At 39.9% G+C, this 12,466-nt stretch carries 11 protein-coding genes; 8 read left to right on the top strand and 3 right to left on the bottom strand.

What is annotated here, in order from left to right; translation table 11 throughout:
• Positions 1-29: 29 nt before the first annotated feature.
• Positions 30-1,112 (bottom strand): hypothetical protein, encoded by a 1,083-nt coding sequence (locus NOS7524_RS27875; RefSeq protein WP_015139478.1) that lies wholly within the window; start codon positions 1,110-1,112, stop codon positions 30-32.
• A 1,147-nt stretch (positions 1,113-2,259) separates the two neighbouring features.
• Here NOS7524_RS27875 and NOS7524_RS15785 point away from each other — a divergent pair.
• The 3 genes from NOS7524_RS15785 to NOS7524_RS15795 all read left to right on the top strand — a co-directional run bounded on the left by NOS7524_RS15785 (position 2,260) and on the right by NOS7524_RS15795 (position 5,959).
• Positions 2,260-3,684, top strand: coding sequence for an HlyD family efflux transporter periplasmic adaptor subunit (locus NOS7524_RS15785; RefSeq protein WP_015139479.1), 1,425 nt, complete (start codon positions 2,260-2,262; stop codon positions 3,682-3,684).
• Between the two features lie 205 nt (positions 3,685-3,889).
• Positions 3,890-5,068, top strand: coding sequence for an ABC transporter permease DevC (gene devC / locus NOS7524_RS15790; protein WP_015139480.1), 1,179 nt, complete (start codon positions 3,890-3,892; stop codon positions 5,066-5,068).
• 156 nt (positions 5,069-5,224) lie between these two features.
• Positions 5,225-5,959 (top strand): DevA family ABC transporter ATP-binding protein, encoded by a 735-nt coding sequence (locus NOS7524_RS15795; RefSeq protein WP_015139481.1) that lies wholly within the window; start codon positions 5,225-5,227, stop codon positions 5,957-5,959.
• A gap of 69 nt (positions 5,960-6,028) precedes the next feature.
• On the opposite strand, the gene NOS7524_RS15800 is transcribed toward NOS7524_RS15795, so the two are convergent.
• Entirely contained in the window at positions 6,029-6,841 is an 813-nt protein-coding gene (locus NOS7524_RS15800) for a hypothetical protein (protein ID WP_015139482.1), read from the bottom strand.
• Positions 6,842-6,946: 105 nt separating this feature from the next.
• On the opposite strand from NOS7524_RS15800, the gene NOS7524_RS15805 reads away from it, so the two are divergent.
• From NOS7524_RS15805 to NOS7524_RS30105, 4 genes are all read left to right on the top strand, one after another.
• On the top strand, positions 6,947-7,759 hold the full coding sequence (locus tag NOS7524_RS15805; protein WP_015139483.1) for an HAD family hydrolase: 813 nt from the start codon (positions 6,947-6,949) through the stop codon (positions 7,757-7,759).
• Between the two features lie 247 nt (positions 7,760-8,006).
• On the top strand, positions 8,007-8,465 hold the full coding sequence (locus NOS7524_RS15810; protein WP_015139484.1) for an orange carotenoid protein N-terminal domain-containing protein: 459 nt from the start codon (positions 8,007-8,009) through the stop codon (positions 8,463-8,465).
• A 289-nt stretch (positions 8,466-8,754) separates the two neighbouring features.
• The gene (locus NOS7524_RS15815; RefSeq protein ID WP_015139485.1) at positions 8,755-9,693 is read left to right on the top strand and encodes a phosphoribulokinase; all 939 of its coding nucleotides are present in this window, start codon (positions 8,755-8,757) and stop codon (positions 9,691-9,693) included.
• A gap of 24 nt (positions 9,694-9,717) precedes the next feature.
• Complete coding sequence (locus NOS7524_RS30105; protein ID WP_171815379.1) at positions 9,718-9,876, top strand: hypothetical protein; 159 nt, start codon at positions 9,718-9,720, stop codon at positions 9,874-9,876.
• Between the two features lie 414 nt (positions 9,877-10,290).
• Here NOS7524_RS30105 and NOS7524_RS15820 read toward each other — a convergent pair whose 3' ends face one another.
• On the bottom strand, positions 10,291-11,154 hold the full coding sequence (locus NOS7524_RS15820) for a DUF6671 family protein (protein ID WP_015139487.1): 864 nt from the start codon (positions 11,152-11,154) through the stop codon (positions 10,291-10,293).
• Positions 11,155-11,305: 151 nt separating this feature from the next.
• On the opposite strand from NOS7524_RS15820, the gene speB reads away from it, so the two are divergent.
• Entirely contained in the window at positions 11,306-12,346 is a 1,041-nt protein-coding gene (gene speB, locus NOS7524_RS15825) for an agmatinase SpeB (RefSeq protein ID WP_015139488.1), read from the top strand.
• Positions 12,347-12,466 lie beyond the last annotated feature (120 nt).

Consider the following 12,466-nt stretch of genomic DNA (forward strand, 5'->3'; position numbering starts at 1 on the left):
TAAATACTATTGCCATAATTTAGAATTATTTATAATACATATAACCCTTTTTCAATCGTTTCTTCACCTAGTTTAATTTCGATATAAAACGGAACTTGTGATTCAATCATAAAACTAGAACGCAGGGTTTTTTTGCCTGTCTTTTTTTCATCTATCATTTCTCCTGATGCTTCATAAAAAACCAAAATTTTCAGATTTTCCGGTAATTTATCCTCAGCATTTGTGGTAGATACTTGTAAAGTTATACTATATAAACCGTCAACTTTAGTTTCTTCTATCTCTTCTTTTTTAATTTTTAGAAGTAGCGGTGTATTGATTTCACTTATATTAATAATTTTACCGATTTCGTTTTCCTCATTATCCCGACTTCTGGTTTGAAATAATAAACTCTGCTGTTTTTGAGTATTTTTTTTATTTATGAATTTTCCTGGAATATCCCAACCTACTGGAAAATTGCGTCTATCAAACTTACCAGATAAAGAAATTATGTTATTCCGTTGATTATCTCTACTTTCATCTGTATCCAACATTTGAATACTTTGAATAGGAAAACCATTTAATTCTGTGAGTGTTTTTGCTTGAATAAGATTTACAATTCTTTCTATATCCGCTTGCGAACCTTCTATAAATAACTTGATACTACCTGATTTGATATCAATAATTGTAATGGTATCTCCTGAATATTCCCTTAAAATAGTTTGCAGAAGCTTCACATTATCCACACAATTAATATCACCTTCTAAAGTAATAATTGCTTTTTTTGTTTGATTCTGAATATCTATAACAGTTATTTGACGGTGAAGTGTTTGCATTATTCCTTCCTCGTGATTAGTTGCAGAAGTACAGCAATATTTTATTGTTGATGTCACAACAGATTCTTTTTCTTTTGTTGCTACAAAATCTTGCCAATTCAAGTTTAAAGCTGCACATATTGTTTTAAAGGAATCAATTTGAATAGATTGACCCTGAAAAAATTTGGTAACTGTACTTCGAGATATCAATGTAAACTTAGCAAAATTAGATTTTGATTCAAATCCCAGTCTAATCAAAGATGATTCTGCCTGTTTGATCAATTCAGGAGCAGCAGCAACAGTAATTCTTTTTTTGATCATACTGAGAGACTATCGTATAGATGTATTTAATTATTTAATCACAATTAAGTATATGGCAATCATACAATAATTATTACTCAGACAGGAGTTTAGGTATCGGTAGAACGACTTAAAAAAAAACAAACTATGTAAAGTAATGTAATGTAAAAAAATTGCATTTAGTTCGTAGTAAGGACTTAAGTCCTACGTTCGCGTAGCGTGTCATAGACAGAGGCTGCGCTTTCGTGGAGCGTCCCGCAGGGAAGAGGGTTTCCCCCATGTTGGCGTTAGCCTTCCCGCAGGGTGCAACTGCCGTGCATGGTTTCCCGTCATAAGCAAAGTGGCGAAGCCGGAGGGGGTTCCCCCCGTTGTAGCAAGTGGCGTGTGTAGGAGAGAAAAATTATTGACTATTGACTACCCCAACCAGCAATTTAGAATACTTGTATAGTATCCTGTTTAGGAAAACGTATTGTTAGAAATACACCATTTAGAATACGTTTTTTCATCATTGACCAATTGCACAAAAACTTGCTATTTTTTGCTAGTGTCATTAGCTATGATTTTTGTTGGTAAATTTGTGTCAATAGTTTTAGGTAAATGTTATTCTAGAGTACCAAATTTAGCTGCAAAAATTGAATTTTGATGATATTTTGGGTAAAACATCTGCAAAAACACCCAATAAAGTCATCTAAGTTGCAGAAAATTTGAGCGCAGTTTGGCAAACTGAAATCTATCTGCAAAATCAGATTGTCTGACTCAGAACTTACGCGCTCAAACCCTCAACCCTTGATTCCCCCGTCTCTCTGTTGTTAATGGGGAACATCAAAATCTACCTTGTATCAGGGTTGAGGAATTTTTTGCATCAAAGTGTTATTAAGCTCAGGTTGCTACCAAAAATAATATCTGAGGGAGATAGATATTTAACATTATCAAATTTGCATCTCACCCTCCTAAGCTGCTTGTCAGCCAGCTGTGGAGCACTCTCAATAATCGTAGAGTGGACAATGCCAACGATGTAAAAATCAGGGCTTGAGGAAATTTTCAGCATTGCCCACCTGGCTTTGATTGCAATAAAAAAACTGGTGCAAGATGTAAAAATTCTTTTGTATTTATTTCACTTGCTTTTTTATTTTCATCAGCACAATTTCAGATAAACAGGCAAAAAACCATGTCAAGGGTGAGTGAGCAGCCAAGGTCAAGAGAGCAGCCACTGGAGCTAGAACAACCTAAGATTTGGTGGGGTCTTGCTGTCGCGTTACCAGTAGCAGTTGCGGCTGGGTTACTAGCTACAGCAAAATTCGAGCAAATCAGAAATAACCCAGCTGTCCCCATCAAACCTGTTGCTAGCAGTATTAGTGCTTTGGGACGTTTAGAACCACAAGGAGAAGTCATTAGACTTTCAGCTCCTATGGGGGGATTACAATCAGCGTCACGAGTGAAGCAACTATTTGTGAAAGAGGGAGAACGCGTCAGGAAAGGTCAAGTGATTGCCATTTTAGATAACCACGATACCCAACTAGCTGCTGTGGAGGAAGCAAAAGCAAAACTCCAAGAAGCCCGTGCTAGTTTGGCGCAAGTCAGAGTAGGTTCACCAAGAGATATTCAAGCTCAAACAGCAGTTATTGCTCGCTTGCAAGCGCAATTACGTGGAGAAAGTGATGCTCAACAAGCGATGATTACGCGCATAGCGGCTCAATTAAGTGCAGAAAAAATTTCTCAACAAGCAACAGTCAATCGCTTAGAAGCTGAACTCAGAGGACAACAAGATAGTTTAAGGGCAACACTTGACAGAATCAAAGCCGAGCAACGTAATGCTCAGGTTGATGCTGGACGCTATGATTTTCTCTATGGACAAGGTGCAATTTCGCAGCAAGAGCGAGATAGAAGGCGACTAAGTGCGATTACAGCTAATCAGCAGGTAATTGAAACTCAAGCCACCCTCCGGCAAGCGGTAGCGATGTTAAGACAGCAAATAGCTGAGGCCAGAGCTAACCAAGTCAAAACTTTAGCCAGCTTACAACAGCAGTTAGTAGAAGCTAGAGTTAACCGTGATAAAACCATAGCCACCTTGCAAAGACAAATCGAAGAAGAAAGAGCCAGACTCAAAAGACTGGTAGAAGTTAGTCCTACTGATGTGCAGATGGCGCAAGCTCAAGTGAGTAATGCGATCGCTAACGTTAGAAGAGCCGAAGCCGAACTAAAATTAAGCTATGTCCAAGCACCATCAGCTGGCGAAATTCTCAAAGTTCATACCAAATCAGGCGAAGCTATCAGTTCTCAAGGCATTGCTGAAATGGGTGAAACTGAGCAAATGATAGTGATTGCAGAAGTCCCTGAAGACAGCATTGGGAGAGTGCGTTTAGGTCAAAATGTCAGTGTCACCAGTGACAACGGCGCTTTTAGCGGTGAGTTAAGGGGAACTGTCACCGAAGTTGGTAGAAAAATCGGTAAAAAAGACGTGCTAAATACAGACCCCGCAGCTGATGTTGATGCCAGAGTCGTTGAAGTACAAATCGCCTTGTCACCAGAAGATAGTCAAAAAGTTTCTGGTTTAACCTACGCCAAAGTCTTGGTCGAAATTAATAACCAATAAAGCGAGGGAACAGTGAAGAGTAACTAATAACTCTTTCACTAATGACTAATAACTAATGACTATTGACTAATGACTAAGTAAGTCGGTGGGAAAAAACACAACTATGTTAAGAAAAATAAACTAGGCTCAAACCCTCTTCCCTCCTGCCTCCTGCCTCCTGCCTCCTGCCTTGCCATAGCGATAATTTTTAACACTGAGCTACTTAATGAATGAATTACTAACAACAATCACCCGAAAAAAAATCCCTCTTGCCTGGCTACAATTAACACGAGAAAAAACTCGTTTAGCTGTAGCTTTAGCAGGAATTGCTTTTGCTGATATCCTGATGTTTATGCAGCTTGGTTTCCGGGATGCTCTCTACTATAGTAATGTCCGGTTACATAGCAGCTTACAGGGTGATATTGTCTTACTTAACCGTCAATCTAATGCTGTATTGGCAATGAAAGGCTTTTCACAACGACGGTTGTACAAAGCTTTAGAATTACCATCAGTACAATCTGTACATCCTATCTATTTAGATTACTCGGTTTGGAAAAATCCTGATACTGGTAAAACTAGAAGCATTCTGGTATTTGGCATTAACCCAGAAACAAACGTCTTCAATTTGCCCGGAGTGCAAGAAAATTTAGATAAGCTCAAACTTCCAGATACGGTGCTATTTGACCGTTCTTCCCGACAGGAATATGGCCCTATTGCTAAATATTTTGAGCAAGGGAAAGATGTCACAGCCGAAGTACGTAGGCGACGGGTGAGGGTTGGCGGGCTATTTACTTTGGGTGCCTCCTTTGGAGCAGATGGTAATTTAATTACCAGCGATGTTAACTTTCTGAGGCTATTTCTGAATCGGCAAAAAGGATTAATTGATATTGGTTTAATTAGATTAAAACCAGGATATAATGCCAATACTGTTGCTCAAGAGTTACGGAACTATTTACCCCAAGATATTAATGTTTTAACTAAACAGGAATTTATTGATTTTGAGCGTAATTATTGGGCAAGTAGTACAGCAATTGGTTTTATTTTCACTTTAGGTACAATCATGGGTTTTATTGTTGGTACCGTGATTGTTTATCAAATTCTCTACACAGAAGTTGCTGATCATTTATCTGAATATGCCACTTTGAAAGCCATAGGATACACCCATAAATATCTGTTATCAGTTATTCTACAAGAAGCGTTAATATTAGCTTTTCTAGGTTATATTCCCGGATGGGCTTTTTCACTGTTAATGTATCAAACTGCTAGAGATGCTACACTGCTACCTGTTTTTATGAGCTTTGAACGTGCTATTACAGTGTTGATTTTAACATTTATTATGTGCGTTGTTTCTGGCACAATTGCTGTGAGAAAATTACGTTCTGCTGACCCAGCAGATATTTTTTAATGTCTTGAAAACAGAGGAAATAAATTATAAATTGAATATTAATCAATAATTGAATTTGATTGAGAGAATTTATAATTTAGTAATAATAAACTTTCATTCCTTCACTGCACCACAGTTCCGTCTCGGAACTAATCACTCCTAGCAAACTAATTAATCATGAGACAAGAACCTGTAATTGCCATTAGTAATCTCAATCATTACTATGGCAGAGGCGCACTCAGAAGGCAGATTTTATTTGACATTAACCTAGAAATTTATCCAGGGGAAATTGTGATTATGACGGGGCCTTCAGGTTCAGGTAAAACCACATTACTGAGTTTGATTGGTGGTTTACGCTCTGTGCAAGAGGGTAGTCTAAAATTTTTAGGCGTAGAATTATTTGGTGCAAGTCAAAGTCAGCTGGTACAAATTCGGCGCAGCATTGGCTATATTTTTCAGGCTCACAACTTGCTAGGGTTTTTAACAGCTAGACAAAATGTGCAAATGGCGGTGGAATTAAACGATTATGTTTCCCAACAGGACGCGATCGCTAACGCCGAAGCTATGCTCAAAGCTGTAGGATTAGAAAACCGGGTTGATTACTATCCAGATAATATGTCTGGTGGACAAAAACAAAGAATTGCGATCGCTCGCGCCCTAGTCAACAATCCCCCACTGGTGCTAGCCGACGAACCAACAGCCGCCTTAGATAAACAATCAGGACGGGATGTGGTAGAAATCATGCAGCGTCTAGCCAAAGATCAGGGAACATCCATTTTGCTAGTAACACACGACAACCGGATTCTAGACATAGCTGATCGCATCGTCGAAATGGAAGATGGACTTCTTGCCCGTGATTCCCAAAGTGTAGTGATCAGTTACGATTCGGGAGCATGGAGCGAAAAACCATAAATCAGGGAGTGGGGAGTGGGGAGTGGGGATGTGAATTAGATTTGGTATGGCTACACCCTGAAAGCAAAGTTACCTACCTGATTGTTTGACTCCAGACTCCTTCTGTGGTGTTGATGAATTTTGTTGGCGTTGGGTGCGAAAAGTCACATTTACACCATCATTGGATTGCTCCAACACCAGTAATGGTGTTGGTTTTGCTTTTTGATCCCAGTGCATATGAGCAATTCTTCCTTGAATGGTTGGTTGCCAATTACTCTCTTCGTCTACTGGACTAAGATAGGTTTCAACACAGTCAATAATTTGGCTAATAGTGGTAGAAGTGGCTTGTGTCGGTAACTTCATTAACCGAATTTGAATGCGAAACAGCACTCGTTTAGCTATGTTTGGCGGAGTACCTGATTCATATTCAACATCAAAAATTTCATCTACCTGTCTTCCCGCACTATTGGCAATTCCCACTGTTCCCTGCTGTGACTGATTGGGGCGTAAAGCTTGGGAAATTTTATCTTTAACTCTGATTTTAATTTGATTAACGATCGCAAAATGAAACACATCCTCAGACATCCGCATCCGTAGATAATCTAGGTTAAAGTCCCGCGAATTCACCAAATCGGGATTAGTTTCCATCTTGCGAATTGTTTCTAGTGCTAGTTTAAATTTTTTCTCTAATTCTTTAGCGCGGAATTGTTCAAATTTGATTTTTTTCTCCAGTTTAGTGACTTGGAGCTTACCAAAAATCATCAAAGCAACCAATGCTACAAATAAGCCTCCAGAAGTCATCATTAAAACTGGTGGAATTTGAGTATCATTGGCTGACGCTTGCTGTGTCACCTTTTTCGTTTTTGAGGTTTGGGTTTGGGCAAAGAATATTGGAGTTAGCATAGGTAGTCAACAAAAACACTGGACTAATTATTTTTAGGATGCCCAGATTTAGGCTGTCACCTTACTGTATGATTGGTATTTTTTACAGCTTTTGACAAGCCGCATATGTACATAAACCCAAATGATGCTATTGGGCATCCTCAAAGTCTCAGACCACTAGCAAAAGATAGCTCTGCCGCCTTGGGTAATATTCGCCTGATCGCCACAGATATGGATGGTACACTGACACGTCAGGGAAAATTTTCTACAGGGTTACTCCAAGCTTTAGAAGATTTACAAGCAGCTGGGATTAAAGTCATCATTGTTACCGGACGTTCTGCTGGTTGGATGAACGGACTCAATAGCCTGATGCCCGTTGCAGGTGCAATAGCAGAAAATGGTGGTTTATTCTATCCCTCTGGAAGTGAACAAACTTTAGTATTAACACCAATTCCGGATTTCCCAGCCCATCGTCAGCACTTAGCCTTAGCTTTTGAGCAATTAAAACGCAAATTTCCCCAAATCCAAGAATCAGCCGATAATCGTTTTCGCATCACCGATTGGACATTTGATGTAGCTTCCTTGAGTCTGGATGAACTGCAAATGATGGGTAATCTTTGTCAACAAATGGGCTGGGGATTTACTTACAGTAACGTTCAGTGTCACATTAAACCCCAAGGACAAGAAAAAGCCATTGGTTTATTAAAAGTTTTACAAGAATACTTTCCAGAATATGCACTAGAACAAATTGTGACTGTTGGTGATAGTCCCAATGATCAAAGTTTATTTAATCAGCGTGATTTTCCGATTTCTGTAGGCGTGGCAAATGTCGTGAAATATGCTAATCAATTACAACATCAGCCTACTTACATTACCTCTGCGGCTGAGGGAGAAGGATTTTGTGAGTTGTCTAGATATATTTTAACAAATTTCGCGTAATTCCCCTTCCGGGAGCGTTGCAGCCAGGGGTAGTTCATAAGGCAGAAGTTAGGAAGTAGGGGAGACAGGGGAGACAAACTAATGACTATTACCCAATCCCCAATCCCCAACCTCGACATCTGTCATGAGTGAAGGTTGCCATTTATGTCTTTTGCAAGGTTAATCTCCGCAGTTAATTTCTTAAATTTTGTTAAGCAGGTGTTAGTAATCACTCTGGCAACTGCTCAACAGTAATCGGAGAAAAGTTATGACTTACACTACCAACGAACAAGCAAGACAATCAGTAGAACAATTCCGTCGCTTTGATGCTGATACACAGTTAGGCTTGTTGTGGTATGGCTATTTAGACATCAAAGATTCCTTAAGCCCAACAACGAACCAGTCATCTGTAACCAGTCCTGCAAATGCTTTTTTTGATCAAGTGCAAGCATTGCCCCAAGAACAACAACTGCAAGCACAACGTGATATCGTTGCTTGTGCAGATACCGAGATTAGTCATGCCTATAGAGCTTTGAGTTCTAGTGCCAAGCTAGAGTTATGGCTGAAGCTGGCACAAGGGATGGAAAACGGCACGATTATTGGTGTTCCTGATGACTATGAATTGCCATCTCAAACAGACAACTTTGTTAATACAGTGAAGGGATGGGATTTTAACCAACGGGTTGACTTTTTACGTAGTGCGGTAGATGAGATGGGCGCTAAGTAAATAGTGTAATCGGTGAGCCAATTTGTAGTGTGAGACAGTGTAGTATTGGTGGTTCCCCAAAAGAGGAGCTACCGAAAATAGCGGCGTTTTAGAAAAGGCGTTCTCCTAGGGTAGCGATCGCATATACTTTGTGATTGCTTCTCTTTTTTAGATTACCGAAATGCCGATGTAATGTATAGAGATGTTTCACAAATGTGTCTGCTTGATTTACTTAGTCAAAACCCCTCTAAAATAAAAAGACAATTCTCTGCGAATTAATTACTAAACTTGCTTGTATCGGGGGGTACTAATGAGCCGTCCAATCATTCTTGGTATTGTTGGTGATAGTGCTGCTGGCAAAACCACACTGACTAGAGGAATTGCTCAGGTACTTGGCCCAGAAAATGTCACGCTTATCTGTACAGATGACTATCACCGTTACGATCGCAAGCAACGTGCAGAAATTGGGATCACAGCTCTCCACCCCGATTGTAACTATTTAGATATTATGCAGCAGCACCTATCGCTGCTACGTACAGGACAGTCAATTCTCAAACCAGTTTATAGCCACAAAACTGGAACTTTTGAGCCACCACAGTACATTAAACCGAATAAATTTGTGATTATCGAAGGCTTGCTGGGTTATTCTACTCGCGCTGCCCGTGAATGTTACGATGTCAGAGTTTACCTTGCTCCTCCGGAAGAGTTGCGTGCCAAGTGGAAGGTGAAACGGGATACTCAAAAACGTGGCTATACTCCAGAACAAGTATTAGCAGAATTAGAAAAACGAGAACCAGATTCAGAACAGTTTATTCGTCCCCAAAGACAATGGTCTGATATAGTGGTGAGTTTCTATCCCCCTGATGGCGCAGATGATGAAACCAACGGACACCTCAACGTGCGTTTGGTATTACGTCCTACCATTCCCCACCCAGATTTTACACCGATTATCAATGTAACAAATGGTGATTCTGGGTCAGCGATTCGCCTAGGATTAGATCGGGATATGAGTAAACCCGTTGATGTGTTAGAAGTTGACGGTCATGCTACCTTAGAACAGGTGAACAAGCTAGAACATATTATCTGTTCTGATATGCCTCACTTAAGAGCGGTATGCGATCGCGATAGCAACCCAGAAATTGGTAAAGTCGCCGGCACAACTGGGGAAACACTGCAAAGTCACCCCTTGGCACTGACACAATTAATTATTACTTACCATATGCTCAAGGCAACGCAGATGTATCAGTAGGGCTTGAGCAGTAGGGGTTTTGCATTGCTAAACCGATTAGCGGTGAAACAATTTGGTGTGAGTATCAAGAATCTGATTACTTTGCCTATGCGAGAAATTGGTTTACCTGCTAAACGTCCTCCTTATTTAATGCCTTGTCTTGATATTGCTATGTCTCCTTCCCAATGTAATGCCCTACATTAGCAATGTATCCCTCTGCATTAACAATGTATCGCCATACATTAGCAATGTATCTCTTTGCACTAACAATGTATCGCCATACATTAGCAATGTATCTCTCTGCACTAACAATGTATCGCCATACATTAGCAATGTATCTCTTTGCACTAACAATGTATCGCCATACATTAGACATCTCCAAAAAAGAATGTAGAGACGTTCCATGGAACGTCTCTACAAGGTTTCTGGAAAACGCATATTTAATTTCTGGAGATGTCTATTAGCAATGTATCTCTGTGCATTAACAATGTATCGCCATACATGAGCATGAATCAATTCAAAATTTAAAATACCCTACGGGTTTGCGTAGCGTTCTCGTTCGCGGAGCGTCCTGAAGGAAAGAGTAGGCAAGCCTACAAAATTCAAAATAACAAAAACTTAGGGATTACAATACATACATTGGGCTGGATCAGCAAACTCTCTACCATGAGGAAATAGTTTTTCTTGACTAAAATCACATTTTTTACATTGATAAACCACTTTATAGGTTAACGTAGTGGGCATATGACACATTTCACAGAGTAATCCCTGAATTCTTTCCGTAATTTCAAACCCTGGTGTATGGCATCTTGGACAACAACTGCTGATTTTATCTATTAAATTAAGGGTAGCTTTTTCTATATTTTTCATCCGCGTCGGGTTGTACAGCGCCCGCATATCTGTTTCTAGCTGCACTTGGCCATCTGGAGAGTTTTCTAAAGCAAATTTCACAGATTCTACTAACTTTTGTTCTGTGGTAATACCTTTGATAATTTCTACGCCTTGGTGTGCTGATTTCCCACACCAAACGACTAAGCCATGTTCAGGGAATCCGACTTTATGAGCAAATTCATAAGCCTCATCTAAATTTGCCACCACTTGATGATTAAAGTTGGTTTCTGTAGAAAATTCTTCACCAATAATTTCGATATCGTTGACTTTATCTAATAAAATGACTATTTCCCGATTAGCTTGAATATAGGGAACTAACGGATGTGGTGCAAAATTACCTTCGCTAGCGATCGCTAAACCTGTACCTGTGATTTCTAAAGCTTTTTCTGCTTTTAACCTAGCAGCAGCAATTTGTGTGCCTGGGCGTTTTACTTCTCTGGTAAATGTGCCGAATACATCTGTATTAAAATTTTGGGGGACTACAACTTTAATCCCTAATTCTTGTTCTAACACAGGAGCAATTACCTTTTCTTTGTGGTGCATTGTGGCGATGACAGCCGCGCGATCGCGAAATAATTCCTGATATGTCATGATCACCTCACTTCCTTTGCTTATCCCAAAATACAGCACTTTTGAAGTAAGTGAGGTACATCATGAGTATTAACCCAACCGGATTGCATCGGTTGTGGCAATGTGGATATAGGTACAGACACATATCTGAAATTGTAGGAAATAAGTATAGATGAGTAATCAACTTCAAGACTATAATCCTAGCGGCGTAGGTGAAATCAATGGCAATCTCTTAGGTTTGCCCTGCGATTACGAGTCTGCAAACTTGATTGTCTTTGCTGTCCCTTGGGAAGTCACAGTTTCCTATGGTGCAGGTACAGCCAACGGCCCGCAACGTATTCTTGATGCTTCCATTCAACTGGATTTATTCGACTTTGACAATCATGATGGTTGGAAACAAGGAATTTTTCTAGTAGAAATTCCCCAAGATATTTTAGAAAAAAACAACTACTATCGTGACTTAGCAGCCCAAATTATTGAACGACTGGCACAAGGTAAAGCATTAACCGATACACCAGATTTAACTCCTGTTTTGACAGAAATTAATCAAGCTTCTCAACAAGTAAATCAATGGCTATTTACCCAAAGTCAGGCAGCAATGAACAAGGGTAAACGAGTAGCAGTGATTGGTGGTGATCACAGTTCACCATTGGGTTATTTTCAAGCATTAGCTGCAAAATACCCCAACTTTGGCATTCTGCACATTGACGCACACGCAGATTTAAGAGATGCCTATGAGGGATTTGAATTTTCCCATGCGTCTATCATGTTTAATGCGATGAAGATACCGCAAATTAGCAAATTAGTGCAGGTAGGTTTGCGGGATATTTGTCATGATGAAGTGGAAATCATTGACCAATCAAATCATCGCATTGTGGCATATTATGACCCAGCTATTAAACAAAAGCTGTATTCAGGAACAACCTGGATAGAGTTATGCCAAGAAATGATCAGCCATTTACCCGAATATGTTCACATTAGCTTTGATGTGGATGGTTTAGATCCCAAACTGTGTCCAAATACGGGTACTCCTGTTCCTGGGGGATTGGAATTAGAGCAAAGTTTTTGTCTATTTCGAGAATTGGTGAATAGTGGTAGAAAAATCATTGGTTTTGATGTCTGCGAAGTTGGTGACGCTGAGTGGGATGGTAATGTCGGTGCGCGAATTGTTTACAAACTGGCGAATTTTCTAGATTTGTCCCAACGTGAGTAGTGGGGAGATGAGGAGATGAGGGGGATGAGGGAGATGAGGAGATGAAGGAAGATAAGGTAGACAAGGTAGAATTTTTACCCAGTCCCCAGTCCCCAGTCCCCAATCCCCAATCCCCAATCC

The organism is Nostoc sp. PCC 7524 (genome assembly GCF_000316645.1).
Taxonomy (GTDB): Bacteria; Cyanobacteriota; Cyanobacteriia; order Cyanobacteriales; family Nostocaceae; genus Trichormus.